Source organism: Thiocapsa sp. (genome assembly GCF_022340925.1).
Lineage (GTDB): Bacteria > Pseudomonadota > Gammaproteobacteria > Chromatiales > Chromatiaceae > Thiocapsa.
This window is the reverse complement of record NZ_JAJDNA010000008.1, coordinates 24,815-51,617: the sequence shown is the minus strand read 5'-3', so window position 1 is coordinate 51,617 and position 26,803 is coordinate 24,815. Positions and strand designations below refer to the sequence as shown.

Annotated in this window: 25 protein-coding genes and 1 pseudogene; 9 read left to right on the top strand and 17 right to left on the bottom strand. The window is 66.1% G+C overall.

Annotated elements, in window-relative coordinates:
* Positions 1-146: 146 nt before the first annotated feature.
* Both LJE61_RS01430 and LJE61_RS01425 read right to left on the bottom strand, forming a co-directional pair.
* Positions 147-572 carry a tetratricopeptide repeat protein gene (locus tag LJE61_RS01430; RefSeq protein ID WP_296911075.1) on the bottom strand — a complete coding sequence of 142 codons (426 nt, stop codon included), beginning with the start codon at positions 570-572 and terminating at the stop codon, positions 147-149.
* A gap of 204 nt (positions 573-776) precedes the next feature.
* On the bottom strand, positions 777-2,282 hold the full coding sequence (locus LJE61_RS01425; protein WP_296911078.1) for a multiheme c-type cytochrome: 1,506 nt from the start codon (positions 2,280-2,282) through the stop codon (positions 777-779).
* A 464-nt stretch (positions 2,283-2,746) separates the two neighbouring features.
* Here LJE61_RS01425 and LJE61_RS01420 point away from each other — a divergent pair, with 464 nt between their 5' ends.
* Positions 2,747-3,004, top strand: coding sequence for a hypothetical protein (locus LJE61_RS01420; RefSeq protein WP_296911080.1), 258 nt, complete (start codon positions 2,747-2,749; stop codon positions 3,002-3,004).
* Positions 3,005-3,032: 28 nt separating this feature from the next.
* On the opposite strand, the gene LJE61_RS01415 is transcribed toward LJE61_RS01420, so the two are convergent.
* Genes LJE61_RS01415 through LJE61_RS01400 form a run of 4 tightly spaced genes read right to left on the bottom strand, consistent with a single transcriptional unit; the run spans position 3,033 to position 7,603 of the window.
* A complete protein-coding gene (locus tag LJE61_RS01415) occupies positions 3,033-4,421 on the bottom strand; it encodes a DUF945 family protein (protein ID WP_296917174.1) in 1,389 nt (462 codons plus the stop codon).
* Positions 4,418-6,394, bottom strand: a complete 1,977-nt coding sequence (gene dxs / locus LJE61_RS01410) for a 1-deoxy-D-xylulose-5-phosphate synthase (RefSeq protein WP_296914646.1) — start codon at positions 6,392-6,394, stop codon at positions 4,418-4,420. Before dxs ends, LJE61_RS01415 begins: the two co-directional genes overlap by 4 nt.
* A gap of 37 nt (positions 6,395-6,431) precedes the next feature.
* Entirely contained in the window at positions 6,432-6,650 is a 219-nt protein-coding gene (locus LJE61_RS01405) for a hypothetical protein (protein WP_296914648.1), read from the bottom strand.
* A 26-nt stretch (positions 6,651-6,676) separates the two neighbouring features.
* Complete coding sequence (locus LJE61_RS01400; RefSeq protein ID WP_296914651.1) at positions 6,677-7,603, bottom strand: LysR family transcriptional regulator; 927 nt, start codon at positions 7,601-7,603, stop codon at positions 6,677-6,679.
* 243 nt (positions 7,604-7,846) lie between these two features.
* On the opposite strand from LJE61_RS01400, the gene LJE61_RS01395 reads away from it, so the two are divergent.
* The 4 genes from LJE61_RS01395 to LJE61_RS01380 all read left to right on the top strand — a co-directional run bounded on the left by LJE61_RS01395 (position 7,847) and on the right by LJE61_RS01380 (position 13,483).
* Positions 7,847-9,265: a form I ribulose bisphosphate carboxylase large subunit gene (locus LJE61_RS01395; protein ID WP_296914654.1), complete on the top strand. Its 1,419-nt coding sequence runs from the start codon at positions 7,847-7,849 to the stop codon at positions 9,263-9,265.
* Between the two features lie 151 nt (positions 9,266-9,416).
* Positions 9,417-9,773: a ribulose bisphosphate carboxylase small subunit gene (locus tag LJE61_RS01390; protein WP_296914656.1), complete on the top strand. Its 357-nt coding sequence runs from the start codon at positions 9,417-9,419 to the stop codon at positions 9,771-9,773.
* A 386-nt stretch (positions 9,774-10,159) separates the two neighbouring features.
* Positions 10,160-10,966 (top strand): CbbQ/NirQ/NorQ/GpvN family protein, encoded by an 807-nt coding sequence (locus LJE61_RS01385; protein ID WP_296914660.1) that lies wholly within the window; start codon positions 10,160-10,162, stop codon positions 10,964-10,966.
* A gap of 138 nt (positions 10,967-11,104) precedes the next feature.
* Entirely contained in the window at positions 11,105-13,483 is a 2,379-nt protein-coding gene (locus LJE61_RS01380) for a nitric oxide reductase activation protein NorD (protein ID WP_296917172.1), read from the top strand.
* A 9-nt stretch (positions 13,484-13,492) separates the two neighbouring features.
* Here the strand turns inward: LJE61_RS01380 and LJE61_RS15270 are convergent.
* Positions 13,493-13,795, bottom strand: a pseudogene (locus LJE61_RS15270) (alpha/beta hydrolase family protein); the annotation flags it as partial.
* An 85-nt stretch (positions 13,796-13,880) separates the two neighbouring features.
* Between LJE61_RS15270 and LJE61_RS01375 the strand changes: the two are divergent.
* Positions 13,881-14,294 carry a DUF2177 family protein gene (locus LJE61_RS01375; protein ID WP_296914666.1) on the top strand — a complete coding sequence of 138 codons (414 nt, stop codon included), beginning with the start codon at positions 13,881-13,883 and terminating at the stop codon, positions 14,292-14,294.
* Positions 14,295-14,415: 121 nt separating this feature from the next.
* Here the strand turns inward: LJE61_RS01375 and LJE61_RS01370 are convergent, their stop codons facing one another.
* From LJE61_RS01370 to LJE61_RS01360, 3 genes are all read right to left on the bottom strand, one after another.
* A complete protein-coding gene (locus LJE61_RS01370; RefSeq protein WP_296914669.1) occupies positions 14,416-15,093 on the bottom strand; it encodes a hypothetical protein in 678 nt (225 codons plus the stop codon).
* A 162-nt stretch (positions 15,094-15,255) separates the two neighbouring features.
* Positions 15,256-15,705, bottom strand: a complete 450-nt coding sequence (locus LJE61_RS01365; RefSeq protein ID WP_296914672.1) for a hypothetical protein — start codon at positions 15,703-15,705, stop codon at positions 15,256-15,258.
* A complete protein-coding gene (locus tag LJE61_RS01360; RefSeq protein ID WP_296914675.1) occupies positions 15,702-16,577 on the bottom strand; it encodes a LysR family transcriptional regulator in 876 nt (291 codons plus the stop codon). Before LJE61_RS01360 ends, LJE61_RS01365 begins: the two co-directional genes overlap by 4 nt.
* Before the next feature lie 134 nt (positions 16,578-16,711).
* On the opposite strand from LJE61_RS01360, the gene LJE61_RS01355 reads away from it, so the two are divergent.
* Positions 16,712-17,353 carry a TusE/DsrC/DsvC family sulfur relay protein gene (locus LJE61_RS01355; RefSeq protein WP_296914678.1) on the top strand — a complete coding sequence of 214 codons (642 nt, stop codon included), beginning with the start codon at positions 16,712-16,714 and terminating at the stop codon, positions 17,351-17,353.
* 320 nt (positions 17,354-17,673) lie between these two features.
* Here LJE61_RS01355 and LJE61_RS01350 read toward each other — a convergent pair whose 3' ends face one another.
* Together LJE61_RS01350 and LJE61_RS01345 are read right to left on the bottom strand one after the other, a co-directional pair.
* Entirely contained in the window at positions 17,674-17,955 is a 282-nt protein-coding gene (locus tag LJE61_RS01350) for an ATP dependent RNA helicase (protein ID WP_296914681.1), read from the bottom strand.
* A 236-nt stretch (positions 17,956-18,191) separates the two neighbouring features.
* Complete coding sequence (locus LJE61_RS01345; protein ID WP_296914686.1) at positions 18,192-19,172, bottom strand: alpha/beta fold hydrolase; 981 nt, start codon at positions 19,170-19,172, stop codon at positions 18,192-18,194.
* Between the two features lie 244 nt (positions 19,173-19,416).
* On the opposite strand from LJE61_RS01345, the gene ilvD reads away from it, so the two are divergent.
* Both ilvD and LJE61_RS01335 read left to right on the top strand, forming a co-directional pair.
* Positions 19,417-21,315 carry a dihydroxy-acid dehydratase gene (ilvD, locus tag LJE61_RS01340; protein WP_296914689.1) on the top strand — a complete coding sequence of 633 codons (1,899 nt, stop codon included), beginning with the start codon at positions 19,417-19,419 and terminating at the stop codon, positions 21,313-21,315.
* A 117-nt stretch (positions 21,316-21,432) separates the two neighbouring features.
* Complete coding sequence (locus tag LJE61_RS01335; protein WP_296914692.1) at positions 21,433-22,806, top strand: glycoside hydrolase 100 family protein; 1,374 nt, start codon at positions 21,433-21,435, stop codon at positions 22,804-22,806.
* A 60-nt stretch (positions 22,807-22,866) separates the two neighbouring features.
* Here LJE61_RS01335 and LJE61_RS01330 read toward each other — a convergent pair whose 3' ends face one another.
* From LJE61_RS01330 to LJE61_RS01310, 5 genes are all read right to left on the bottom strand, one after another.
* Positions 22,867-22,998, bottom strand: a complete 132-nt coding sequence (locus LJE61_RS01330; protein ID WP_296914697.1) for a hypothetical protein — start codon at positions 22,996-22,998, stop codon at positions 22,867-22,869.
* A gap of 149 nt (positions 22,999-23,147) precedes the next feature.
* On the bottom strand, positions 23,148-23,333 hold the full coding sequence (locus tag LJE61_RS01325; RefSeq protein WP_296914700.1) for a hypothetical protein: 186 nt from the start codon (positions 23,331-23,333) through the stop codon (positions 23,148-23,150).
* Between the two features lie 92 nt (positions 23,334-23,425).
* A complete protein-coding gene (locus LJE61_RS01320; protein WP_296914703.1) occupies positions 23,426-23,956 on the bottom strand; it encodes a ferritin family protein in 531 nt (176 codons plus the stop codon).
* Entirely contained in the window at positions 23,953-24,789 is an 837-nt protein-coding gene (locus LJE61_RS01315) for a thiamine pyrophosphate-dependent enzyme (RefSeq protein ID WP_296917169.1), read from the bottom strand. Before LJE61_RS01315 ends, LJE61_RS01320 begins: the two co-directional genes overlap by 4 nt.
* 1 nt (position 24,790) lies before the next feature.
* Positions 24,791-26,530 carry a 2-oxoacid:acceptor oxidoreductase subunit alpha gene (locus LJE61_RS01310; RefSeq protein ID WP_296914709.1) on the bottom strand — a complete coding sequence of 580 codons (1,740 nt, stop codon included), beginning with the start codon at positions 26,528-26,530 and terminating at the stop codon, positions 24,791-24,793.
* Positions 26,531-26,803: the final 273 nt, after the last annotated feature.

The window sequence follows — 26,803 nt, the reverse complement described above, 5'->3', positions numbered from 1 at the left end:
GGGAGGCGACTTCGCCGCATAGACGGCACGCGGACACCCGGGCAGAAGCCATCCCGAAGATGGACCCTTGGCTGCCCACGGGCTGCGGATGGTCGAGCGCGGGGCACCGCCGGCCAGCAGACGACGGTCGCAGGGCGTAGGCGCGGTCAGCGGCGCGTCGCGCGCTCGATGTAGGCAAGCAGAGGCCCCGCCTCCCGGCGCTTTGCCGGGTCGATGCGGATCGCCTCTTCGAGTGCGGCCCGTGCGAGCTCGTAGCGGGCGCTGTGCAGGTAGGCAACCGCCATCCCGACAAAGGCGGCGGCGTTGTCCGCATCCAGCCTGACCGTCTCGCGAAACCGCTCGATTGCCGCAAGGTAGTCTTGCTGCATGAGGAGCGCACCGCCAAGGCGCAGTCGGGCCAAGGCGGACAACGGGTCGAGGGTCACCGCTTCCTGCAGGACAGCCGCGGCGGCCTCGATGTCACCGGCGCGCAGTTTGGCCTCGCCGTCTCTGACCAATGCGCTGGCGTCCGCGGCAAAGAGGTTCAAGGGAAACAGCAGGAGCAGCGCGAGGGGTAAGCGGATCAGGTGCATTGATGCTCCCCGGCAATCGGAGTCGGTTGAGACTGACGCAGCGTGTCCCGACTCGGCGCTTCATCGACCGGGTTCGGCTGGAGACGGCGCGCTTCACTCGCGGATCAGGTGAGTTGCCCCCCCCACGCGAGTCGAGGAGCGGAGGGCTCGCCCGGACCGCGGCCGGGAGGCAAACGCCCCCGGCCGCGCCGGTCGAGGATCAGGCTACTTCAGGGAGCCCTTGCCGTAGCGGGCCTCGAATCCCTTGCGCACGACCTCCAGCTGCTCTTTGCTCATACCGTTGAAGTACCAGTCGTGCCCCTCGATGGGCGCGAAGTGCTCCTTCAGCATGGCAACGGCGAATTCCTCGTTTCCGTCCTTCTCGCGCACCACGTCCTTGAGCTCGGGGATCCACTTGAAGTAGGTGTGCTGAGCGACCTCGTACATCCCGTGCCACCAGGTGTAGTCAGGTCCGCTCATGGAAGCACCGTGTCGGGCACGCCGGCCCTCGTGATGCCAGATCTCCCACCAGGTCCATTCGATCTTGTCGTCGAAGGGCGCCGGCGTGATGTACCCACCGTCCTTCAGTCGATCCATGACCGCAGCGATCGGCTTGGCGAATTTGTCGTTATAGAGGTCTACGACGTCGTCGAACTGCTTGTAGTGGCCCTCGATCACGTTGGTGGCGTGACACCCGAAGCAGACCTTCTCCATCTTGGCGCGGCGATCCTTCCAGGTGAGCACCTCGATCACTGTCGAGCCCTTGGCCTCGTCGCCGACCTTGGGAATCTCCTTTCCCTCGGGGACGTCGAACTCCTGTCCGCTCTCCAGCTTCACCAGGTTGATCTTGGTCGAGATCGGGGGACGCAGGGTCCAGGAGATGCGCTCGCCGACATTGTGGGTCTTCTCGATCCCCGGGCCGGCACTCATGTGACACGTCGAGCAGGTCGGCGCGGCCGAGTAGTCGACACCCGCAACCCACTTGTCAGATTCAAGGTTCATCTCGTCCGTCTTGGCCCGGTAGATGATCCCGTGCTTGGATTCGTTATAGACCTCGATCTGGGGATGGTCGGGTCCGACATGGCATTTGCCGCAGGTGTCGGGCGTGCGCGCCTGGGCGCGGGAGAACCGATGCCGACCATGGCAGGCCGTGCAGGATCCGAGGCTGCCGTCCGGGTTGATTCGGCCGATCCCGGTGTTGGGCCAAGTCCCCGGGGTCGGGCGCCCCCGGTTCTTGCCTTCGGTGAAGAACTCGAGCTTTGCGCCATGGCACTGCTTACAGCCGGCGTTGACCGCAGCGGGCCCCCCGATCACCTCCCCGAGCAGATTGTCCAACGAGCCGAGGATCTCCCCACCCTTGGCATGATGGGATCCATCCATCTCTTCGAACTCGGTCTGATGACAGGTCGAGCAGTTCTTCGGCGTCACCACGACGGAGATGAACGCGCCCTCGTGCTTGAACGCATCGATCGCGCCTTCTTCGCGCTGATGACAGTCGAGACAGTTCACGCCGGACTGACCGTGCGCGCTGTGATTCCATTCCCAGTAGAGTCCGGGGCTCTCGGTCATATGACAATCTACGCACTCTTCGCCGCGTGGATCGCCCCAGTCGACCCCTGCCTGCCCGGCCGGACGCGCCGCGTCGGCCGTCGCGGCAAGGGTGAGGAGCCCAAAGGCGAGACTTAGCCGCGCCAGGCCCGTGGGACTCGGTCCGCGAGGATGTTGCTTCATGATGCACTCCGGAGCGTTCGTGGTAGATCCCCTCCTGGGTAAACAATCGGCGCGTGATCTACCTGGGGGCACCCACCGGGGCCGACGGCTCGAACGGATTCTGCGCCAACGAGGCCGATCGACCCACATCCGTCCCTGTCAGTCCGGACGATGCGGATACCCGGCACCGCCAGCCTTGATACAGGTCAATTTTCTCCGACGACGGCCGGAACATTGATCTTTGTCAATGAAAGAGAGGCATCTCTGCCTGCCTGCGAGGTGTCGGCATCAGAGCCGGAGTCGCGCCGGCAGTTGGGATGAGCGGGCCCGCGAGGTGTCGGAGCCACCCCTCTGGAGGACCGAGCAGGGAATTGGCGCAGGCCTCCGCGAGGCTTGTTCTGGATCGAGGCCCGTCCAGGGCCGATCGTCCATCGTGGGATGCAAGCCATCGCGACCGAGGGCTCGACGCTGAGCGTGCGGGGCTCGTGCTCCCGTTCCCCGCGGGGTCATACGCACGCCCCGACGAGTCGCGTCTGCAGGCCCTGGGGTCGCGGTTGGATGAGGTGACGCGCCGCCTGGAGCGACTGCAATCCCAGGCGGTCGCCCACGCGCCCGACGCCGCACGGCGCTCGGATGGCGCGATCCAAAGGATCGTCAGTGCGAGTCTTCGCGACGCCCGGTTCGACGTCACCCATCAGAGCCTGGCCGCCGCCGTCCGCGGCATCAGCGTCACGGCGCGCTGAGCTCCGGACCGCCGGGCTCGCCTCACGATCAGCCTGAGCCTCGAAGCGGGAATGTCTTGCCGTTGATCGTCACAAGGCCGTCCCCGAGCCGAAAGGCCGAGAACAGCCGTCCACCGTGCCTCGACACCCAGCCGTCGCGGATCCATGCCTCGAGAAGCGCCCGTGCATCATGCGCTGAAGCTGTCGGAGCAGAGACCGGCCGAGCACCATCGTCCGGCATCCGCTCAAGCCAGCTCAGGGCGGCGTCCTCGGGGAGCTCGACCTCGCCCTCGGCCCGCAGCATCACCAGCCATGCCGCGGCATCCCATCGATGCCGGCTCGGCGAGTCGGCGAGGGGCTCCAGGCGCAGGTCAAGCCGGCCGGTGGCCGGGCCGTGCGGAGTCTGGACCCGCATCGGGTCGATACCAAGGCGCGCACCGCAGGCAGCAAATCGGGGCATGAGGCTTGCGATCAGGCCTGCCATCACCAGACCACGCATTTCTTCGGAAACACGACCCGAGCCGAGCATGCGCAGCCCTTCCACCAGATCATCGACCGCGGAGGCATCCACCTGCTCTGCGGCAAGCCGAATCTCCGACGGCCCGTAGGTTCCTCGGCCGGCACGTGTCCGGCTGGCGGAGAGCGCCAGGCGCAGATCCAGAAGACCGTCCCGAGCCTGCTGGGCGGCCGTGATCGAGATCCCGTCGACCTGCAGGCCGGACGGCGCGGTCGCAGCGGGCGCCACCTCAGTCGCGACCGTCGCAACGATCCGTCCCGTCGCGACATCGAGTGCCCCGGTCCCGCGATAAGAGTCTGCCCCGTCCCGCGTCAGGTCGGCTGTGAGCCGAAGGCCGGATAAGCTGGCGCGTGGACCCGTCGCATCCAGCAATTCGATCGCGGGCAGGGAAAGCCATGTCGAGATGGACCGCCGATGCGAGTCCAGTCGCACCCGCGCGCTGAGCTCGGCATACCGAATCCGAGCGGCATCCACCGCGAGCCGAATCTCTCCGGGCGGCGCATGGACCCGGGCCAGGCCAGCGCCGTCGATCGAGAGATCCGTCGTCACCAGCAACGGCGGCAGTCCCACGGGGAAACCCGTGACCTCGACACGTGTGTGCACGCGTCCCGGCGCCGGGGGGAAACCGCCCGAGAACCAGGCCCACGGCCCTTGGTCGATCCGACTCTCGAGGCGGATTCGCATGGACGCCTGCCGGGAAGAGAACGCAGCAGCGGGGCGCACCAGCAACTCCAGCCCGGCATCGGAGCCGAACCAGCCCCGTCGGTAATCGCTCCGCAGGACCTCGGCGTTCGGCGCCCGACCCAACAGACCGCCCAGCAGATCTTGATAGCCGGCCTGGACGAGATGCCCCACGGCCATCGGCCCCAGGACGAGGACGCCCGCAACGGCGAGGATCGACCCGCCGAAGGCGCGGCTCACGCGGCACCAATCCCCTGATGACGCTCCTGCATCACTTCCGCCGGCGAGGTGGTCGCGGCGCCGGGACTCGCGCGGTCGGGGAAGCAGCGGGACAAGGCGTCTCGTACCGAGGTCAGGATGCCAGGGGCGTCCAGACCGCAGGCCGCCAGCTGCTGGGCGTGCTCGGCGTGCTCGACATACCGGTCCGGAAGACCAAGGTGCACGCAAGGCAACGTCAGCCCTTGACTCGACAGCCACTCGGCCACGCCGCTCCCGGCGCCGCCTGCGATACTGTTCTCCTCGATGGTCACCAAGAGCTCGTGGCCTTCCGCGAGCTCGCGGACAAGTGCGCCGTCGAGCGGCTTGACGAACCGCATGTTGGCCACGGTTGCGCCCAGTCCTTCCGCCGCCGCCAAGGCCGGCGCCACCATGCTTCCGAAGGCGAGCAAAGCCACCTGGCGGCCGCGGCGGACCACTTCACCGCAGCCGATCGGCAAGACCGGTGCATCAGGATCGATCGCGACACCAAGCCCGCTGCCGCGGGGATAACGCACCATCGCGGGCCCGGGATACTCGTAGGCAGTCCTCAACATTCTGCGGCATTCGTTCTCGTCAGACGGCGCCATGATGACCAGCCGAGGGAGAGGCCGACCGAAGCTCAGATCGAAGCTGCCGGCATGGGTGGGTCCATCGGCGCCCACGAGGCCCCCGCGATCCACCGCGAAGGTGACGTCCAGGTCCTGGAGACAGACGTCATGGACCAGCTGGTCATAGGCGCGTTGCAGGAAGCTCGAGTAGATCGCCACCACCGGCTTGAGTCCCTCGCAGGCCATGCCGGCGGCCAAGGTGACCGCATGCTGCTCGGCGATCCCGACGTCGTAGTAGCGCTCCGGGAAGCGCTTTGAGAAGACCGTGAGACCGGACCCTTCGCACATCGCCGGCGTAATACCGACCAGACGCGGATCCTTCTCGGCGGTATCGCAGAGCCAGCCGCCGAAGACCTGGGTGTAGGTCGGGCCCTTCGAACCACCCTTGCGGAGCTCGCCGGTGCGGCGGTCGAACGGGGTGACACCGTGATAGGTGACGGGATGGCCCTCGGCAGGCTCGTAGCCATGACCCTTCTGGGTCACCACATGCAGGAAACGCTGACCGCACATCTCCTTGATGTTGCGTAGCGTCTTCACCACCGCGTGCACATCGTGACCGTCGATGGGCCCGATGTAGTTGAACCCCAGCTCCTCGAACAGGGTACTGGGCATCAACATCCCCTTCATGTGCTCTTCCCAGCGGCCCACCAGATGGCGCAGCTGCGGCATCCCCCGCAGGGCGCTCTTACTCCCCTCGCGCATGGTGGTGTAGAACTTTCCGGACAGGAGGCGGGCGAGATGATTGGTGATCGCGCCGACCGGGGGTGAGATGGACATCTCGTTGTCGTTCAGGATCACCGTCAGATCGACGTCCATTGAGCCGGCATGGTTCAGCGCCTCGAAGGCCATGCCGGCACTCAGCGCACCGTCGCCGATGACTGCGACCACGTTCCGGCGCTCGCCGCGCTGCATGGCAGCCAAGGACATGCCAAGCGCCGCGCTGATCGAAGTGCTGGAATGGCCGACGCCGAAACAGTCGTATTCGCTCTCACTGCGTTTCGGAAAGCCGGACAGCCCGTCTTGCTGGCGCAGAGTCCGCATGCGCTCACGCCGACCCGTGAGGATCTTGTGCGGGTAGGCCTGATGACCGACGTCCCAGATCAGGCGGTCCTCCGGCGTATCGAAAACATAATGCAGGCCGATGGTCAGCTCGACCACGCCGAGTCCGGCTGCGAGATGACCTCCGGTCTGAGCGACGGTGTCGACCAGGAAACTGCGAAGCTCGTTCGCAACCGCGGCCAACTGATGCTCGGGCAATGCCCGGAGGTCCGCGGGAGAGTCGATGGATGCGAGTAACGGATGCCGGTGCAGGGTGGGGCCGGAAAAACTCGAGGGACGATCGGGCATGTTCAGCATTCGCACAGGTCGGGGACGGTCGGTTAGTTTAGACGAATCGCTCCGCGGTTGCGCAAGCCGAAGACACGTCGATGCCCATGCCGAGCGCAGCAAGCCCGGCTTCAGGACCCAACGATCGGGCCGTCTCGAAGTAGCGCCTGACTGACTCCCGGTCCGACGCGAGCTTGAAGGTCTGGGCCTCGATCCAAGGCTGCTCCTCGCGCAGGGTCTCGAGAAAGCGCATGGCCTCTGCCCAGTGCGGACCCATCCTTCGTTCGAGACATCAATCTGGGCCTATGCCCCGCCTGCCGGAGTAAAGACCGGCGGCGCGATCAGCGCGGCCTCCGTCAGGACGAACTCTCGAAAGGCGTTGGCCGCCGGTGAGAGGCGCTTGCCGCGGCGATAGACGAGGTGCCACTGCCGACGGTCAGGGAATCCCTCGACATCCAAGGTGACCAGACGCCGGGTCTCGAGCTCGAGCTCGATCGTATGCAGGGAGACCACACTGAGGCCGAGACCCGACCGGACCGCCTGCTTCACGGCCTCGTTGCGAGTCATCTGCATCCCGGGCCGGATGGTCAGACCGCGCTCACTGAAGAACCGCTCCATCGTCTGGCGGGTGCCTGAGCCGGGCTCGCGCATCACGAAGACCTCCTCGGCCAGGCGGGTCAACGGGATCGCGCGCTCACGCGCCAGTGCATGATCCGGCGGCGCGATCACGACCAACGGGTTCTCCATGAACGCCTCGGATTCGACCTGCACATCGGTCGGGGGGATCCCCATCAGCACCAGGTCCACGGCGTTGTCCTCGAGCAGACGCACCAACCGTTCGCGATTGGTCACGTCGAGCTGAAGGCCGATGCCCGGATAGCGCCGATGGTAGATCGCGAGCAGGCGCGGGGCGAAATAGTTCACCGTGCTTGCCACGGCCAAGTGGAGTCGGCCGCGATTGACCCCCTTCAGGGACTCCAGGACCTCCTGCATCTCCTGCAACAACCGATTGACGCTGCGACTGTACTCGTGCAGCTCGCGACCCGCCTCGGTCAGGAGGATGCGGTTGCCGAGGCGCTCGAACAATGGCAGGCCCGCCTCCTCCTCGAGTTGGCGAACCTGCATCGACACCGCGGGTTGACTGAGGTGGAGCTCTTCGGCGGCGCGCGTGTAGCTCAGCTGACGCGCGACCGCCTCGAACACCCTGAGCTGTCGCAGAGAGACATGCACGGATGGGCACCTCTTATCTGACCCCGGGCTCGCCCCCGAAACGTCGTTGAACCGCGAACGGGCAATGGACGCATAGACATCAGGCTATGCTTATGCGCAATATAAGCAATATTTACTAGAAATTATAGGGTTGTTGCCTATAATGCGCGCCCAGGTTCCCAGAGCTAAGCGCGCCACACGGGGCCCCAGAAGACGAGCCGGTCCGGACCGATCCTTCACCTTCTCAACTGAGGACAAGCGACAATGGCAAAGACCTATAACGCGGGCGTCAAAGAGTATCGTGAGACCTACTGGATGCCGGAATACAGGCCCAAGGACACCGACCTACTGGCGTGCTTCAAGATCACACCTCAGCCGGGCGTCCCGCGTGAAGAGGCCGCGGCGGCCGTCGCCGCCGAGTCGTCCACCGGCACCTGGACGACGGTCTGGACCGACCTCCTGACCGACATGGATCACTACAAGGGCCGCGCCTATGCCGTCGAGGACGTCCCTGGCAACGACGAGGCCTTCTACGCCTTCATCGCCTATCCGATCGATCTGTTCGAGGAAGGCTCCGTCGTCAACGTCTTCACCTCACTGGTCGGCAACGTCTTTGGTTTCAAAGCAGTGCGCGCCCTGCGCCTCGAGGACGTCCGCTTCCCGATCGCCTATGTCATGACCTGCAACGGCCCGCCCCACGGCATCCAGGTCGAACGCGACATCATGAACAAGTACGGTCGTCCCCTGCTCGGCTGCACCATCAAGCCCAAGCTCGGCCTGTCGGCGAAGAACTATGGTCGCGCCGTTTACGAGTGTCTGCGTGGCGGCCTTGACTTCACCAAGGACGACGAGAACGTCAACTCCCAGCCCTTCATGCGCTGGCGTCAACGTTTCGACTTCGTCATGGATGCGATCGACAAAGCAGAGCGCGAGACCGGCGAGCGCAAGGGCCACTACCTCAACGTCACCTCCCCGACTCCGGACGAGATGTTCAAGCGTGCCGAGTACGCCAAGGAGATCGGCGCACCCATCATCATGCACGACTACATCACCGGCGGGTTCTGCGCAAACACGGGTCTCGCCCAGTGGTGCCGTGACAACGGCGTGCTCCTGCATATCCACCGGGCCATGCACGCCGTGCTCGACCGCAACCCGAACCACGGCATCCATTTCCGCGTGCTGACCAAGATCCTGCGCCTGTCCGGCGGCGATCACCTGCACACCGGCACCGTCGTCGGCAAGCTCGAAGGGGATCGCGAGTCGACCATCGGCTGGATCGACCTGCTGCGTGACTCCTACGTCAAGGAAGACCGCTCGCGCGGCATCTTCTTCGATCAGGACTGGGGCGCCATGCCCGGCGCCTTCGCGGTGGCATCCGGCGGTATCCACGTCTGGCACATGCCGGCCCTGGTGACCATCTTCGGCGACGATGCCGTCCTGCAATTCGGCGGGGGCACCCTCGGCCATCCCTGGGGCAATGCGGCGGGTGCCGCGGCGAATCGGGTCGCGCTCGAGGCGTGCGTTCAGGCCCGCAACGAAGGTGTCGCGATTGAGAAAGAGGGCAAGGAGGTGCTCACGAACGCCGCCAAGCACAGCCCCGAGCTCAAGATCGCCATGGAGACCTGGAAAGAGATCAAGTTCGAGTTCGACACCGTCGACAAGCTCGACGTGTCGCACAAGTAAACGGCCGGCCTCTTGTCGCCAGCCCCCGGCAGGCCGTGCGTAAGCCGCACGCCCATCGGGCGTCGGGGGCTGGCTGGAGGCTGACGGCCTTCAGCCGTGACCATTTTCCCAACCGCTTCTCTCCACGAGCAACGAGTCGGAGTCACACCCAATGAGCACCATGCAGGACTATCAATCCAGTCTCGACGATCCGAGCAGCCGCAAGTTCGAGACCTTCTCATACCTCCCAGAGATGGACCAGGCGCGTATCCGCAAGCAGGTGGAGTACATTGTCGCGAAGGGCTGGAACCCGGCGATCGAGCACACCGAGCCGGAAAACGCATTCGACCATTACTGGTACATGTGGAAGCTGCCGATGTTCGGCGAGACCGACGTGGACACCGTCCTGGCCGAGGCCGAGGCCTGTCACAAGGCGCACCCGGACAATCACGTGCGCCTAGTCGGATATGACAACTACGCGCAATCCAAGGGCGCCGAGATGGTGGTGTTCCGCGGCAAGGCCGTCTGAAGACGGATCGCCCCGTCCCTGGCATCTCAGCGAGGTGGCAGGGACGGGGCGAATGTGATCGGGCTCCCGACTCGCCAGGGAAGCCGCAGATCGGGTCGCCCAAGGCATGAATCCGGCGGGTCCGGGACCCCGATCGTGACGCCACTCCAGAAGGTGGACGGGAATATCGCCCAGGTTGGGCCGGAGCACGAGGCCCAACCTCGCGGCATCGCGATCCGCCTGATTGTGGGTCGTGCGAGCTCCGCCCAACCGACTTCCCGAGGAATCGGCGCGAATGCGCATCGATTCGCGGCGGAGACCCAGCTCTTCTTTGCGGCCTTCGCGCCTGGGCGGCTCAGCGTCTCCGCTCGTAACCAGGCTGCACCATCCAATCGGGATCCCACATCATGACCGACGTCGACCGCGACCAATATCTGATCAAGGACGAGCCGTACTACCACCCGGTTCACAACGAGGTCGCGATGTACGAGGCGGCCTACGAGGCCCGTATGCCGGTCATGCTCAAGGGGCCGACCGGCTGCGGCAAGTCGCGTTTCGTCGAGTACATGGCCTGGAAGCTCGGCAAGCCGTTGATCACGGTCGCCTGTAACGAGGACATGACCGCCTCGGACCTGGTCGGGCGGTTCCTGCTCGACATCAACGGGACCAAGTGGCAGGACGGCCCACTCACCGTCGCGGCGCGCATCGGCGCCATCTGCTATCTCGACGAGGTGGTCGAGGCCCGTCAGGACACGACGGTCGTCATTCACCCGCTCACCGACCATCGCCGCCAACTCCCCTTGGAGAAGAAGGGCGAGCTGGTCCAGGCGCATCCGAATTTTCAGATCGTCATCTCGTACAACCCGGGCTACCAGAGCCTGATGAAAGATCTCAAGCAGTCCACCAAGCAGCGTTTCGGCGCCATGGATTTTGACTACCCCTCGACTGAGATCGAGACCGAGATCGTCGCCCACGAGGGCCAGGTCGACAAGGCGACCGCGGAGCGACTCGTGCAGGTCGCGCAGCGCAGTCGCAACCTCAAGGGCCACGGGCTCGAAGAAGGCATGTCCACCCGGCTACTGGTCTATGCCGCCCAGCTCATCGGCAAGGGCATCGACCCGCAATCCGCCTGCCGCATGGCCCTCGTGCGCCCCCTGACCGACGACCCGGACATGCGCGATACGCTGGATGCGGCAGTCAACACCTATTTCTGAGCCACGGGTTTCGGAACCGCAGAAGGCGCAATCGACGATCCGACTTGGTGCCTGATACGTGGCTAGAGCGACTGCGACAAGGTTTCACCGGGTCATTCGATCACTGTGGGCCCTTTGCGCCTGCGCGGTTCAACATTCATGATCGACTTCAACGAATCTCTCTCCTGCCTGCCCTTCGAGCCGGATCACCCGCATACCCAGGCGCTGGAGGCAAGCTACCACGAGGCGGCGCGGGTGATGTCACCGCGCGGTTTGGAGCACTATCTGACCGGCATCAAAGCGATGTGCGGGCTCAACAAGGGCGCCGATCTGGTCTTGACCTACGTGCAGGAGATGCCCGGGGTCGCCAAGGAAGTGGGCGAGGATGTCATCCCGGATGTGGTGAGTGCCTTGATGAAGCTCGCCTCCCATACCTCCGGTACGGTGGTGGCACTGATCATGGCCAGTATGCCGCTGGCGGCTGGCCGACTGGGCGACGCCGAGGTACTGCGCGGCTATCTGAACCTCCTGCACCAGTTGGCCGGCAAGTCCCCACGCGGTCTGCGGCCGATGATGGAGAACATCGATGAGCTTCTCTCCAAGCTGACCCTGGGGGGACTGCGCCGCTGGGCACTCTGGGGTGCCCAGGCCCACGCCCGCGACCTGGACGGGCAGATGGCCTACTTCGGGCTCCAGACCGAGTCCTCGCGGGCCGTCTTGCAGAAGGAACGCCGCGGCACCCTGTTCGTCGACAACCAACGCAAGCTCAACTTCTATCTCCGCGCGCTCTGGGCCCGTGCCTTCTTCATGCGCCCGACGTCGGGCGACTATGAGTCGCGTCAGGGGCTACGGCCCTTCATCGCCGACTTCCAGATCCATCTGCCGGACGCCTTCGACAGCTTCCGCGGCATCTCCGGGCTCGAGACCTATCGCGCCGCCGCCGCCCATTGCGCGGCCCACATGGTCTACGGGACTCGCCCGATCAGCGCCCAGCAATTGATGCCGGCTCAGATGAAGCTCATCGAGCTGTTCGAGGACGCCCGCATCGAGGCACTCGCGATTCGCGACTTCCCCGGCCTCAGGAAGCTCTGGCTGTCCTTCTTCACCGCACCGCTGGGGCCGCTCGACGATGCCGTCGAGCTCCATCCGATGATGGACCTGATGCTGCGACTGGCCTGGGCTCTCCTGGATCCGGGTCACCGCGACGGGCATCCCCTGATCGACGACACCGCCGGGTCCTTCCGCAAGGCGTTGGCCGAGCGCGCCGACGACAACCGCATCAGCTGGGACGCAGGGGTGTCCTTCTATAACCAGGTCATCCGCACCGCCGCGCTCCCCAACCTGCGTATCCTAGAGGGTTGGCCGATCCCCTATCGGGACGACAACCGCTATGTCTGGAACTGCGGCGAGAATCCGTTCCTGACCCGCGGGGTGGACTATCTCCCGGCCTCGCGGCAGCAGGTGCGCAAGTACGTCTCCGCCGTGGAGATGGCCAACGAGGTCGATGTCGAGACCGCCGGAGACGACGCGCAGGAGATCTGGGTCTGCGCCACCGAATTCTTCCCCTACGAGGACGAAGGCGTCTCCTTCAACACGATGGAGGGCAAGGAGCCGGTCTCGGATCCCTACCACTACCCGGAATGGGACTATCAGGCCCAGCTCTTCCGCCCCGACTGGGCCACCGTCATCGAGCGGCGTCAGGGCCGCGGCGACCCGGCGCTGATGGACGAGATCCTGACCAAGCACAAGCCGGTCGCCAGCCGCATCCGCCGCCTGATCGACGCCTTGCAGCCCCAGGGCATCGTGCGCCGGCGCGGTTACGAGGAGGGTGAGGAGCTGGATCTCAACGCGGCCGTCCGCGCCATGATCGATGTGCGCCGCGGGACCATGCCGGATCCCCGGATCAACATCCGGATCACGCGCCACATCCGCGACCTGGCCATCGTGGTTCTGATGGACCTCTCCGAGTCAACCAACGAAAAGGTCGGGGTCAAGAACGACGACCCGGATTACGACGCGGCACCGAGCATCCTCAGCCTGACTCGCGAGGCCACCGGACTCCTCGCCTGGGCGATCGACGCCATCGGCGACCGCTTTGCCGTGCACGGGTTCGCCTCAGACGGTCGCCACGACGTCCAATACTATCGGTTCAAGGACTTCGAGCAGCCCTATGACGATTCGGCGAAGTCACGGATGGCCGGCATGAAGGGCGGTCTTTCGACCCGCATGGGCGCTGCCATGCGACATGCCGGCTGGCACCTGACTCGCCAACCGGCCGAGAAGCGACTGGTCCTGGTCATCACGGATGGCGAGCCCGCTGACATCGACGAGCGCGACCCTCAGTATCTGCGTCACGACACGAAAAAAGCCGCAGAGGAACTGCGGATGCGGGGCATCCACAGCTACTGCCTCACACTCGACCCCCAGGCAGATCGCTATGTCGCGCGGATCTTCGGTGAGAACCAATACGCCATCGTGGACCACGTCGAGCGTCTGCCCGAGCGACTGCCGGCGGTCTTCGCAGCACTCACCGGCTAAGCAGCCAGGTCAGGCCCGGACGCTGCCGCGTAAACGCGGCTCCAGCCTCTCGGCAAAGGAAACCATCGCATCCGCCGCCTGCCCCAGGTTTTGCTCCCAGGTGCGGCCGGACCCTCTGCGCGGCTTGAAGCGATGCTCGCCGTCCGCCATCCACGCGAGCTCGACCGCCGGACTCAACGCGTATGCTGAGACCTCATCCCGGCTGCCGAACGGATCGCGCTCACCCTGGCAGATCAGGGTCGGCGTGCGAAGCGCCGCCAGATGGTCGGCACGCGAGCGCTCCTGTCGGCCGGGCGGATGGAACGGAAAGCCAAGGCAGACGAGCTCGCCTCGATTGGATCAGTCATCCCCACCCCCCACTCATGCACCGCAGATGCCGCGAACCGACGGAACCCTCATGCAAGCCATCTTCTACGCGAAGCTCTATCTTCTCACTGTTCCGGTCTTCTTCAGCGTCGACCTCCTGTGGCTGGGGATAATCGCGAAAGGCTTCTATCGCGACAACCTCGCCCATCACCTCAGTGCGACAGTGAGCTGGACCGCCGCGCTGAGCTTCTACCTGATCTATATCGCCGGCATCCTCTATTTTGCCGTGGCGCCCGCACTCGCCCAGGACTCCCTCGGTCGGGCCCTGATCAATGGCGCGCTCTTCGGCTTCTTCACCTACATCACCTACGAACTGACCAACATGGCGACGCTGGCTGACTGGCCGCTGAAGGTGGTCGTCGTCGATACGCTCTGGGGCGTCGCCCTGTGCGCTAGCGTCGCCGCCGGAAGCTTCATGATCGGCCGCTGGCTGAGCGGCACCTGAGCGAGGGCCGGCCCGGCGCATCGAGGCGTTCGACCGGCTTGCAGCCCGACGGACGCGACCTCGGCGCGCCGCAGGAGCCGCCAATCCGATCCGCGCCTCCTGACGGCGCCATCACATGGCATCACTCCTTGTCGCCGCGGAACATCTGCATTGGGTTGGGCATCATCTTCATCGGGTTCATGCCGCCTTCCCGGCGATTCTCATCGGGACCATAATCAGGCCCGTAGCCCGGGCCGTAACCGGGACCGTACCCACCTCCGTAGCCCGGACCAGCACCTTGGCCGTATCCCGGCGACGGTCCGGATGGCGGGTAGCCCTCCCCGTAACCGGGACCGTAGCCCGGACCAGCACCTTGGCCGTATCCCGGCGACGGTCCGGATGGCGGGTAGCCCTCCCCGTAACCGGGACCGTAGCCCGGACCAACGCCTTGGCCGTATCCCGGCGCCGGTCCGGATGGGGGATAGCCCTCCCCGTAACCAGGTCCGTACCCCGGCGGCACTCCATAGCCGGGGGCGCCCCCGTAGCCGGCGGGCGGCATCGGCGCTCCGCCCATCGCGGGGTCGCTGTACCCGCCGGGCGCGGGTCCGTAGCCCGGTCCTCCGCCATACCCCGGCGCCGACCCGAACCCGGACCCGCCCGGGGGGTATCCCTGGGGAGGCGGATAATCGCGGCGCTCGTCGTCTTTGCCGCCCATCCACTTGGAGGGGTTCATCATGTCGCCCATGTCCAGGGCCAGCACGGGTCCGGTCAGGGCGAGACTGGCCAGCACGGCCGTCGATACTGTGTTGATGGTTTTCATCGTGCTCGATGCGGTCCTCTGTTTCGTCAATATGATGTCTTCGGACGTACCGCCCGCGTCGCGACTGCATTGGCAAACCGAGCGCAGGCACTCGCGCGATACGTCACCGCGACAGTATACCTGTCACCTATGGTTTGTCCGCCGCGGCGCGATGCCGGTCGGTCAGCCGTCCCGAGCAGAGCCGATGCAACGGCGCAGGATCACCACCTTGAGATCCAGGAGACTCCGGCAAGCGCTCAGCGTCGACGCATCGACACACACGGCCGGCCCGGCGTCCGTCACCCGCAGGACCGCCGGAAGCTCAACGGCCAGAGCCGGGTATCGGCGACGGAGCTCGTCGCGATGCAGAAACTCGCAGTCCGCCTCGAGGGAGGCGATGAACTCGCGCCATTCAGCCCGCTCCGTCAGCAGACCATGGGTGAGGGCGCAGAGCCCGCAGGCGTAGGTGCCGGGCGAGAAGAGCTTGTGACCGATATCGGCCAGGGCATTGAACAAACCGCTGTCGGCATTGTAGGCGAACAGGAGGCGCAGGGGCCGAGCCCCCGCAGCAGCGCGGCTCCCCTCGCCCCGCCGCGCGGTGCCGGCCCCGGGATCGAACCGGTTGCCGCTCACCCGTCGCCTCGCGCTTCGGTCCGGGCGCCGAGGTGCTCCTCGACCAGCATCCGCAAGGTCGACAGGGCGGACGCCAGCACCGGCGACTCACTCTCGGTCGGGTAGACCACGTAGGCGGGCAGCGAAAACCGCGGGCTCTCGGCGACCGGGTGCAGGCAACCCGCCCGCAGATAAGGCGCGGCCACCCGATCCGGAACGAAGCAGCTTCCGCCGTTGGCAAGGATCAGCTGCAGACCGAGCCAGCCGATATTGGCCGTTTGGGCCGGCCGCTCCAGTTCGGGGTAGACCTTGCGGTGCTGGGCGTAAAAGGTCGGCCCCCAGTCGATGTAGACGTAGCCGTCGTCTAGCCCGGCACGCCCGGGATCACTCGTGACCAGCACCAGAGTCTCTTCGAAAAGATGCTCGATCTGCACGCCCGCGCTGTGTTGGGGCGTGTACATCAAGGCCAGGTCCAAGGTCCCTTCGACGATGCGCCGCATCAGATCCTCCTCGAAGCCGATCTCGCTGCTCAGCGAGACATCCGGCGCCTGCTCACGCATCCGCCGCGCCCAGCGCGGCAGGAAGCCGTCCCATAGCGCGATCCGCGCCCCGACGGTGATGCGGGCGCGGAACCGGCTCGGCAGGCCGACGTCATGCCGCGCCTGCTCGAGCGTGAGCACCAGGGTCTTGGCGTGCCGGAGGAAGCGGCGCCCCTCAGACGTGAGCGTGGCGCCCGAGCGGTTGCGCACGAACAGACGGGCGTTGAGGTCCCGTTCCAGGCCCTGGATACGTACGCTCACCGTGGACTGGGTGACATGCACCCGCTTGGCCGCCTCCAGAAAGCTGCCATGCGCCGCGACCGCCAGAAAGGTTTTGACCTGATCGATATCCATCCTGACTTATATTGGTATAGTCGATATCAAACGACAATAAATTTCGTTTGTCTCGACACGAGGGGCACCTTAAGTTGAGCCTAGGAGTCAAGGTCAACGGACCCTTACGTGTCCTGAGTTTGGGAGAACAGAGAATGATTGAGGTCAGGGTATCGATGAAGGTGACACACGAGCCGCTCAAGCGCACGCCCGTTGTCCTCAGGCTCGACGCGGATGGCTCGGAGACGTCGGCCGTGCTGACCGACCGCAACGGGTCGGCGAGCTTCGATCTGCCACCCACCAGCGGCAAGGTGCTGGTGTCGGGAGTGGAGCGTTATCACGGCCGCCTCGACGGTGCCATTGTGATCGAGCTGTGGTCCATCACCCAGTCCGAGCAGAGCTCGAAGGGGCTGCCCGGGGAGTTTCCGTCCGGCAGCAACGCCTACCCCGGGATGACGACCCACAGCCTGGAGGTGGAGGGCCGAGACGTCCTGACAGACAGTGAGGGCTACCTGGTCAACCCGTCTGACTGGTCCGAGGCATTCGCCCGCACGCTGGCGGGGCGCGAGGGCCTGCAGTTGGGCCCCGAGCATTGGGAGGTCATCCGCTTTCTGCGAGCCAGCTACGCCAGTCACGGCACGCAGGCGACCGTGCGTGACATGATCGCCCATTTCCGTGGGGTCTGGGGCGCCGAAAAGGGTAGCAATCGCTATCTGCACCGCCTCTTCCCCCGCGGCGGGCCCCAAAAACAGGGAAATCGCCTCGCCGGCCTGCTGCGGACCAAAGGCGAGCACTAGATCCTGTTGACAAGCCCCGTCCAAGGCCCGCTGACGACGGGTTTCCGCACAGCCCCTGCGGTGGCCCGTCGCAATCGAGCCGCGATTCCTGTTCGTCACGCCTCGGCAGCACGCGAAATCGCTTGCAATCGGCCTCGTGCAGACGCTGAAGCCCATCGGGACTCGACTCCCGATGCGACGATCACGGGACTGGGTCGTGATGCCGGCCAGAATCTCGCCCGTCCCCGATCGGTCTGGAGCCGGGTCGAACACATGACCACATATCTCGGTGTCGTCCTCCTCAGGTTCGCAATGATCGGGTCGCGGATGGGCGCGGCGTGTCAGGCCACCCCGGCGAGCCGGGACTGGGCGGCGAGACGACTCCAGTGACGGGCGGCCAGGCGCAGGGCTTCCTGCTGCTCCGGCTGGCCGCGCAGAGACGGGTGCAGGTACAGTCCGGTGAAGTGGCGCACCACGCTGCCGGCAACCCGGGCCGACCGCTGGTGGACGTAGCGGCGAATCAGGCAAGCCAGCCGTGCCTGCAGGGTCTCCGCAGACAGCTTGCAGCAGGGGTCATCGATAAGGATCTCGACGTCGAGGTCGTTCGGTGTCGGTTTGCACATTCCGGGTTGCTCCTATGGCGAGGGGAACTGGACTGAGATACCCGGCTGGCTGCCCGGCAACGGGCCGAGGCGATGGCTGGCGGGAAGGCCGGCGGTACCGGCCTTCGGCGTGACATGATAGTCAAATACGAACGATTTGCAATAGCACTTCCCTTTGGCGATCGCCTCGGTGGGGGGAGGCCCGGAACGCCGCTGAGGACTCCAATGGCCCTGTGGCAAGCGGCCCCGGTGGCGCGCTAATCGCCCGCTTCCATCCAGAAAGCGTCGAGGACCGCAGCCGTCTCGGCGAGCCTCTCCCAGTGCGGAAGACCCAGGTTGGGCGCGACCCGCGACCGCGACCAGTTGGGGTGTCGGGCGACGAACCCGTCGAGCCGGTCGAAATCGATATAAGGATCGCGATCCGCGATGACCAGCACCGGCAGATCGGTCAGCCTGGAGTAGAGGTCACCGATCGCATCGGGCGTGAATAGCTGCATCGAGAGAAACACCAGGGGCGCGTGCCTGGCCCCGGGCTGGTGCGAGGTGGCATAGGCATAGTCCAGGAGCTCCTGCGGAGGCTCGGCGACGAAGGAGCGGCCCAGGTAGTAGCGGATACTGCGCCTGGACGCCACCAGGTCGAAAAGGGCCTGGCTCAGGACCGGCACCGTCAGCACCCGATGGGCGATCCGACCCATACCCGGGGCGGGCGGTACGCGTCGACTGAAGCCGGTCGGGGCGATCAGCACCAAGGAGTTGGCCGATCCGGGGCTCGAGCCAATCGCACGGGCGATGAGCTCGGCGCCGAGGGACAGCGCGATCACATCTGCCGGCTGCTCGACCACTCGCTCGAGAAAATCCGACAGCACCTTGGCGAACAGCTCCGGTGTGTAGCCTTGCGGCCGACGTTCGGAGTGGCCGAAGCCGGGCAGATCCAGGCTGTAGACCGGACGCCGCCCGCGGTAATGCTCGAACAACGGCTTCACCTCGAAGCTGCTCGGCGCCGCGTTGATGCTGTGGACCAGCACCAGGGGACGACCGGTCGCGGAGCGGTCGGCATAATAGGCGACACGCCAGCCCTCCTCGACCACGAGATCGGAGCGGGGCGCGTCGATTGCCTCACCGAGCGTGACCCCTGGCCGAGCGCGAGGGGAAGCCCCCTCGGCTGCAAGGGTCGCAACCCGCGGATCGCTGCGCAGACCCGGATCTGCGGCCGGGGCGTTCCCGGTTGATTCATGCATAGGTCGAGTCATCGGCAAGTCTCCCGCCCGGGAACCATCGGTCTTGACGCAGGGTGCGGCACCCGGTTCCGCTGCGAATGAAGCGACAGTATACGCCGAGCGCGGCACGCCCTCGCGGATCACGCCGAATGCCGGACACGCTGTTTCGCGGTCTCGATGGGATGCGCGAGGGCGCAATCGCGCGGAAAATCCATCCGTGCTGGGTATACTTGATTGGATGCGAACCTCGACACCCAGGTGCCCCATGCCCCAGTACCGTTCCCGCACCACCACCCACGGCCGCAACATGGCCGGCGCGCGCGCACTCTGGCGCGCCACGGGGATGACGGACGCCGACTTCGACAAGCCGATCATCGCCGTTGCCAACTCGTTCACCCAGTTCGTCCCAGGCCATGTCCACCTCAAGGAGCTCGGCCAGTTGGTCGCGCGCGAGATCGAGGCAGCAGGGGGAGTCGCGAAGGAGTTCAACACCATCGCGGTGGACGATGGGATCGCCATGGGTCACGGCGGGATGCTCTACTCCCTGCCGTCGCGCGAGGTGATCGCCGACTCGGTCGAGTATATGGTCAATGCGCACTGTGCCGACGCCCTGGTCTGCATCTCCAACTGCGACAAGATCACCCCCGGCATGCTGATGGCCGCCCTTCGTCTCAACATCCCGGCGGTGTTCGTGTCCGGGGGCCCGATGGAGGCCGGCAAGGTCCTGCGGGACGGCGTGGAGCGGCATCTCGATCTGGTCGACGCAATGGTTGCCGCGGGGGACCCGAGCCAGAGTGACGAGGCGGTCGCCGAGATGGAGCGCTCGGCCTGCCCGACCTGCGGGTCATGCTCCGGGATGTTCACCGCGAACTCGATGAACTGTCTGACCGAGGCCCTCGGGCTCAGCCTGCCGGGCAACGGGTCGCTGCTCGCGACCCATGCCGCGCGCAGGGACCTGTTCCTCGAGGCCGGGAGGCTGATCGTCGCCCTCGCCCGCCGCTATTACGAGGAGGACGACGCTCACGTGCTGCCGCGGTCGATCGCCAGCTTCGAGGCCTTCGAGAACGCCATGAGTCTCGACATCGCGATGGGCGGATCGACCAACACCGTGCTGCATCTGCTGGCAGCCGCCCACGAGGGCGGCGTGCCCTTCAGCATGTCGGACATCGACCGGCTCAGCCGGCGGGTGCCCAACCTGTGCAAGGTCGCTCCCTCGACCCAGATGTACCATATGGAGGACGTCCACCGCGCCGGTGGAGTGATCGGCATCCTGGGCGAGCTGGACCGTGCCGGGCTGATCCATCGCGATGTGCCCACCGTTCACAGCACCACGCTCGCCGAGGCTCTCCGGCGCTGGGACGTTGCGGGCACGGCGGACGAGGAGGCGCGGCGGCGTTACCTCGCCGCGCCGGGGGGGGTCCCGACCCAGGTCGCCTTCAGCCAGGCGAGCCTCTGGCCGGATCTGGATCTCGACCGCGCAGGGGGCTGCATCCGTGATCTGGAGCACGCCTACAGCCGCGATGGGGGGCTCGCGGTGCTGTTCGGCAACCTCGCCGAGGACGGCTGCATCGTCAAGACCGCGGGCGTCGACGCCAGCATGCTCGAGGTCGAGGAGCTGCGCTACACGACCAGCGTGCCCACCTCCGTGATCCGCGCATTCGTCGGCCCCGCGCGGGTCTACGAGAGCCAGGAGGATGCCGTCAGCGCCATCCTCAACGACGAGGTCCAGGCGGGCGACGTGGTGGTCATCCGCTACGAGGGTCCCAAGGGCGGGCCCGGCATGCAGGAGATGCTCTATCCGACGAGCTATCTGAAATCCAGGGGGCTCGGCAAATACTGTGCGCTGGTCACGGACGGCCGCTTTTCCGGCGGCACCTCCGGACTATCGATCGGACACGTCTCACCGGAAGCGGCCGAGGGCGGCCTGATCGCCCTTGTCGAGGACGGCGACCCGATCGAGATCCACATCGCAAGCCGGCGCATCCACCTGGTGGTGGACGATCAGGCCCTCGCCGCCCGCCGCAAGGCCATGGAGGCCCGCGGATCCGCGGCCTGGAAGCCGCTCGACCGCCAGCGCGAGGTCTCGACGGCACTTAAGGCGTACGCCCTCCTCACCACGAGTGCCGCCCACGGCGCCGTGCGGGACCTGTCGCGGCTCGCGTGAGGCCGCCGCTCTCTGAGTCCACGCGAAACGGGTCCGCAGCCGGCGCGGGCGTGCCGAGAGCAGGCTGTCGGCCCTTGGAAGGGCAGCCAAGACCCTCGAGCTGGTAGCATAGAAAATATGACCGCCTCGATCGATGCCGCCTACGCGCTGCTGCGAAGCTCGGTGATGCACTACCAGGGCCACCCGGTGGGCACGGTGGCCGCCAGTGATCCTTCGGGACCCGTTGCGGCCAACTATCACGACTGCTTCGTGCGCGACTTCATCCCCTCCGCCCTGGTGTTCCTGGCGGACGGCGACCACGAGATCGTCCGCAACTTCCTCACCACGGTGATGGACCTGCGCAGCCAGCACAAGGCGGTGCAGGGACACGAGCTGGAGCCGGCGGTGCTGCCGGCGAGTTTCCGTGTGATCGACACACCGGACGGCAGTCAGCAGATCCGGGCGGACTTCGGCGACCACGCCATCGGCCGGGTCGCTCCGGTGGACGCCATGATGTGGTGGGTCATCCTCCTCGGCATCTACCAGCGCGAGAGCGGCGACACGGAGCTGCCCCGGGAGCGGCGGATCCAGCGTGCGATCAAGGGTATCCTGGAGCTCAGCCTCCGGGAAGGTTTCGAGGTCTTCCCCACGCTGCTGGTGCCGGACGGCTCTTTCATGATCGACCGCCGCATGGGCGTCTACGGTCACCCGCTTGAGATCCAGGCGCTCTTTTACGGCATGCTCGTCACCGCCATCGACCTGCTAACGGTCACGGAGGCGACCGCCGGGATCGTCAAGATGGCCATCAAGCGCGCCAACATGCTGCGCAGCTATATGCGCCTCTTCTATTGGCTCGACCTCAAGCAGCTCAACGAGATCCACCGCTACCGGACCGAAGAGTTCGGTAGCGGCACCGTCAACATGCTCAACATCTATCCGGAATCCATCCCGGACTGGGTGGTGGACTGGCTCCCGCACCGGGCCGGGTTCCTGGTCGGAAACCTCGGGCCCGGGCGGATGGACTTTCGCTATTTTGCCCTGGGCAATCTGCTGTCGATCCTCTTTGGCATCACCACGCGGGAGGAATCGAGCCGCATCATGTTCCTCTACAGCGATCGCTGGGCCGACCTCATCGGCGAGATGCCCTGCAAGATCGTCTACCCTGCCATGTCCGGGAAGGAATGGATGTTCATGACCGGCAGCGATCCCAAGAACGTACCCTGGTCCTACCACAACGGCGGCAACTGGCCCGTCCTACTCTGGGCCTTCGTGGCGGCCGCCCTCAAGACCGGGCGGGGCGACCTCGCGCAGCTCGCCATCGAGATCGCCGACAGGTCGTTGCCGGAGAACCAGTGGCCCGAGTACTTCGACGGCCGCGGCGGTCACCTGATCGGCAGGCGGGCTCACCTGAATCAGCTCTGGACGGTGACCGGTTACATCCTCTCCCACAAGCTGCTCGACGAGGAGCGGCTCTTGTCCTTCTTCCCCGCGCGAGGAGAGGAGCTTGGGTAGCCCTGGCCCGCAAGGGCTCGAGGCGCGCCGGACACGGCGCCGCTTGCAGCGAAAACAGGGTTAAGAGCCAAGGTCGGATGCGCTGGTGAGCAGGCGCCGGTCGACGGCCAGATCGGTCTCCGAGAAGCAGCAGAAGAGCACCTCCCGCATGGCGGGGAACCCGCCGAGCACGGCATGGACGGTTGCGACCATGACCCTGCGCCGCCAGGTCGACCGGGTACCCGTAGATCCGCCTGCTGATGCCGGGGAAGGCGATGCGCGAGACACCGTGCGCGGCCCCAACCTCGATGGCGCGGCGGTCAAGCGGCCTTCGTCGAGGGGTCGGGGGCCAGCCCGGACGGTCAGTCGCGAAGGCCACTGCGGTCATCAGGCGCGCTGGCATCGCTCGTTTCCTGCTCGGCAGCCTTGCGGGCCTCGTCCTCACGTTTCATCTTCCGCAGCACTCGGAGCTGCCAGAGCAGAAAGCCCATGATGGCACCCGCAGTCAAGAGCGCCTTACCGAGCATCAGGGTCCCCGTGCTGATCATTGTCGTGCCTCCAAGCGGTGTGTCAAAGAGCCCATGCAATCCGTACCGAGTCGCGAAGCGTCGGCTCTGTCCCGCTCCCAGGGAGCTTGCGCTCAACCAGGGAGATTGGGGGGATCGAGATCTTCAGGGACCCTGGTCGCGACCCCACGCTCGCCTCTGATCCAGGTGAGGATCAGCTCGACCCGCTCGCGCCGCTCCTCGGCCATCTCAGCGGCCAGGACACGTACACCGGCGGCCGGCGACTCGCTCGCGACGAGGACATAGAATTCACGCCCGAGGGTCTCCTTGTCCAGGCAGACCTCCAATGCCTGCAATGGGGTCATGAGATAGCTGATCTCCACATGATCACAGTCGATCTGGGGGCTACCCGCGGCGGGCCATTTGAAGTCCCAGGGCGCGATCTCGGGCAGGCTGACACCCTCGGCGCGCGCCATGACCGCCGAGGCACGGGCGTCGCTCATGTCAGCGAGGAGTCCGAACAGGGCCGCCGCCGCATGGTTGTGGTGGACGGCCAGGGCCTGTGCGAGCTGACGATAGCACTCCGCGGATTGATGCTCGAGCTCGAGTGCATGGACCAGGAGCTCGGCGACCGACTCGATGCGCTGGCTCAATCGGTCGCTCATACGACGAACGCCCCCTCGAGGTCAGCGGTTGTGGCGGTCGCCCGGTTGTCAGGCTGCCAGACCGGCAGCCGACGGGCGTACAGGAGACCCAGCGTCATGCCGTCGTCGGCTTGGATGGAGTGCGCCGCCTCGGCCGGATCGTCGGTCGGCCCCTTGTCGCTGCGGTGGACCTGATGTTTCCAATCGCTCTGCTCGGGCCGAAAGGTCCGGCATGGGCTCAGGACATGGAGAAATCCGAACCCCGGATGCTCGATCGCCTCCGAGATCAGCCTGGTGAGGCCGCCGGGATCGCCGGAATAACCGCGGGCGATGAAGCTGGCCCCGGCCGCGAGTGCGATCGCTGCGGGCTGGAAGGGTCGGATGCCGGTGCCGTGCGGGGTGAGCTTGCTCTTGGCCCAATCAGGCCGGGTGGTCGGCGAGGCCTGACCCTTGGTCATGCCGTAGACCTCGTTGTCCATGACGATATAGGCCATGTCCATGTTTCGGCGACAGGCATGCAGGAAATGGTTGCCTCCGATCGAGAAACCGTCGCCGTCGCCGCCGGCGACCAGCACGGTCAGATCCGGCCGTGCCGCCTTGAGACCGGCGGCGAGCGGCAGTGCGCGACCGTGGACACCGTGGAAACCATAGGCACCGACATAGGCAGGGAGCCGTGCGGAGCAGCCGATTCCCGAGATCAGGGCGACGCGCTCCTTGGGGAGCTTCAGATAGGCAAGCGCCTTGGTCACGGCCGAGAGGACGCCGAAGTGGCCGCAGCCCGGGCACCAGACGGGCACCACGTCGGATTTGTAGTCTTTGGCACGCAGGGTAGGTATGACGCTTGCCGCATCCATCTCAGGCCTCCTCTTCGAGCGCACGCAGGATCTCGGCGGGTCGCAGCAGCAAAGGCCCGGGACGGGCATAGGACCGGGCGTGCGGCGGCAGTACCCGCTGGGCATGCAGGTAGCAGAACAATTGTGCACCCTGATTCTGCTCGACCACCAGGATCGGCCCGACCGAACCCAGTTCAGTCAGCAGCGCCTGCCGCTGCAATGGGGCGATCAGGCGCAGCGCAATGGCGCGTGTGGGACGGCCGGAGGCGCTCAGTCGCTCGGCCGCCTCGAACACCGGCCCCGCGGAAGAGCCCCAGGTCAATAGGAGACAGTCGCCCTTACCGCGGATCTCGGCCCACTCTCCACCATAGTCGAACGCGGTCAGCTTGCGCAGCCGTTTGTCGAGCTGCTCGGCATGATCGACGGCTCGGCTCGAGGGCACGCCATTGGCGCCGTGCTCCAGCCCATCGGCCGTGTACATCCCGCCCGGGACCCCCGGCAGGGTCATGGACGAGAGGCCTGAGTCGCTGGGTCGGTAACGCTGATAGTCCGGGCCGGGCGAGTCGGCGATCATGCGCGTCGGCGGTTGTCGATCGCTCCGGACCACGGCCGGATCGGCCGGCGGATCCAGGATCGCCCGCGACTGGCCGAGCGCCTGATCAGACAGGACGATGGCCGCGGTCTGCAGCTGCTCGGCGAGCCCCACCGCCCACTGGACGGTGAAGGCGCAATCGGCGATTCCCGTCGGCGCCAGGACCAGATGCGGGGCGTCCCCGTGGAGGCCGTAGACGGCCAGATTGAGGTCCGACTGCTCGGACTTGGTCGGGATGCCGGTCGAAGGGCCACCGCGCTGGACATCGACCACGACCACCGGTGTCTCACTTGCCACGGCCAGTCCGATCCCTTCCACCATCAGGCTCAAACCCGGACCCGAGGTCGCGGTCAGGGCGGGCACACCCCCGAAAGAGCTGCCGATCAGCATATTGATGGAGGCCAGCTCGTCCTCCGCTTGGAGCAAGGACCCGCCCAGCCGCTCCAGCCGCGGCGCGAGCCATTCAAGCATCTCGCTCGCGGGCGTGATGGGATAGGCGGCGACGAATCGCACCCCGCCGCGCAGCGCGCCCAGCCCGGCTGCCTCGTTGCCGCTGATGTTCCAGCGCGCAGGGGGCGTTGGCATTCCAACGGGCGGCGCCTGTGACCCGCCGATGCTCGCGTGGCCCACCCGGATGCAAGCGACCGAGGTCTCGATGATGCGGTCGTCTTTGTCCGCGAGTATCACGCGGGCGCCAGACTCGAGCGCTGCCAAGGGCAGGCCCAGGAGCGCGCCGACCGCGCCGATGGCGATCATGTTGACCCGACCATCCGGCTGAGCCTCGGCCAACACCTTAAGGGGGAGGCTCCGTACCCGCGCGCCCGACCGGGCGAGGATTTCGGGGACCGGTACGGCCTGGTCATCGGTGAGGATCAGACTGGTCTCATCCAGCGGCAGCTCGTCCGAGAACCGGCCGACATTCTCCCAGTCCAGCCCGACCAAGAGATCGAGGCGATCGCCCATGCACTCCACCGGCCGGGGCGCGAAACGCAGCATGGCTACGGACTCTCCGCCTCGGATCTGCGGACCGGCCGAGCGACCCATCAGTGCGTAGTGCCCCGCACGACCGACCGCGGCGAGCAGGATCAGGCCCGCGGTGACCGCCCCGCTGCCGCCGGCTCCCGTGATGGCGAGGGCGGCGCCCCCGGTGAGGCTGGGTCGATGACACATCCCTAGGCGCCAGTCGGTGCAAATCGCGGTACGGCAATTGAAACCGCAAAGACGCAAGGAGCGCAAAGATTTTCGAGCGGCCTCCCGCGCGCGCCGAGGTCGGTGCGAAGGGCCACGGTCCAGGTACCTCGCGTCTGCCTCCGTCGCAACCCCGGTCACGGCGGGCATGCCAACTCCGGGCGCGTCGTGGATTCTGCGACGGCAGCTCCGGCACATGTCTGTCGCAAATCCATCAAACCATCGGCCGAAGCCACGTAACCCCTTGATGGATTT

What these genes read in the sequence shown, in the direction of transcription:
- LJE61_RS01395 (WP_296914654.1), top strand. Translation starts at nt 7,847, where the DNA reads ATGGCAAAGACCTATAACGCGGGCGTCAAAGAGTATCGTGAGACCTAC.
- LJE61_RS01360 (WP_296914675.1), bottom strand. Translation starts at nt 16,577, where the DNA reads ATGGATATCGATCAGGTCAAAACCTTTCTGGCGGTCGCGGCGCATGGC.
- LJE61_RS01370 (WP_296914669.1), bottom strand. Translation starts at nt 15,093, where the DNA reads ATGAAAACCATCAACACAGTATCGACGGCCGTGCTGGCCAGTCTCGCC.
- dxs (WP_296914646.1), bottom strand. Translation starts at nt 6,394, where the DNA reads ATGCCCGATCGTCCCTCGAGTTTTTCCGGCCCCACCCTGCACCGGCAT.
- LJE61_RS01325 (WP_296914700.1), bottom strand. Translation starts at nt 23,333, where the DNA reads ATGATCAGCACGGGGACCCTGATGCTCGGTAAGGCGCTCTTGACTGCG.
- LJE61_RS01315 (WP_296917169.1), bottom strand. Translation starts at nt 24,789, where the DNA reads ATGGATGCGGCAAGCGTCATACCTACCCTGCGTGCCAAAGACTACAAA.
- LJE61_RS01320 (WP_296914703.1), bottom strand. Translation starts at nt 23,956, where the DNA reads ATGAGCGACCGATTGAGCCAGCGCATCGAGTCGGTCGCCGAGCTCCTG.
- LJE61_RS01350 (WP_296914681.1), bottom strand. Translation starts at nt 17,955, where the DNA reads ATGTGCAAACCGACACCGAACGACCTCGACGTCGAGATCCTTATCGAT.
- LJE61_RS01390 (WP_296914656.1), top strand. Translation starts at nt 9,417, where the DNA reads ATGAGCACCATGCAGGACTATCAATCCAGTCTCGACGATCCGAGCAGC.
- LJE61_RS01355 (WP_296914678.1), top strand. Translation starts at nt 16,712, where the DNA reads ATGATTGAGGTCAGGGTATCGATGAAGGTGACACACGAGCCGCTCAAG.
- LJE61_RS01380 (WP_296917172.1), top strand. Translation starts at nt 11,105, where the DNA reads ATGATCGACTTCAACGAATCTCTCTCCTGCCTGCCCTTCGAGCCGGAT.
- LJE61_RS01405 (WP_296914648.1), bottom strand. Translation starts at nt 6,650, where the DNA reads ATGGGTCCGCACTGGGCAGAGGCCATGCGCTTTCTCGAGACCCTGCGC.
- LJE61_RS01425 (WP_296911078.1), bottom strand. Translation starts at nt 2,282, where the DNA reads ATGAAGCAACATCCTCGCGGACCGAGTCCCACGGGCCTGGCGCGGCTA.
- LJE61_RS01345 (WP_296914686.1), bottom strand. Translation starts at nt 19,172, where the DNA reads ATGCATGAATCAACCGGGAACGCCCCGGCCGCAGATCCGGGTCTGCGC.
- LJE61_RS01375 (WP_296914666.1), top strand. Translation starts at nt 13,881, where the DNA reads ATGCAAGCCATCTTCTACGCGAAGCTCTATCTTCTCACTGTTCCGGTC.
- LJE61_RS01385 (WP_296914660.1), top strand. Translation starts at nt 10,160, where the DNA reads ATGACCGACGTCGACCGCGACCAATATCTGATCAAGGACGAGCCGTAC.
- LJE61_RS01430 (WP_296911075.1), bottom strand. Translation starts at nt 572, where the DNA reads ATGCACCTGATCCGCTTACCCCTCGCGCTGCTCCTGCTGTTTCCCTTG.
- ilvD (WP_296914689.1), top strand. Translation starts at nt 19,417, where the DNA reads ATGCCCCAGTACCGTTCCCGCACCACCACCCACGGCCGCAACATGGCC.
- LJE61_RS01335 (WP_296914692.1), top strand. Translation starts at nt 21,433, where the DNA reads ATGACCGCCTCGATCGATGCCGCCTACGCGCTGCTGCGAAGCTCGGTG.
- LJE61_RS01330 (WP_296914697.1), bottom strand. Translation starts at nt 22,998, where the DNA reads ATGGTCGCAACCGTCCATGCCGTGCTCGGCGGGTTCCCCGCCATGCGG.
- LJE61_RS01310 (WP_296914709.1), bottom strand. Translation starts at nt 26,530, where the DNA reads ATGTGTCATCGACCCAGCCTCACCGGGGGCGCCGCCCTCGCCATCACG.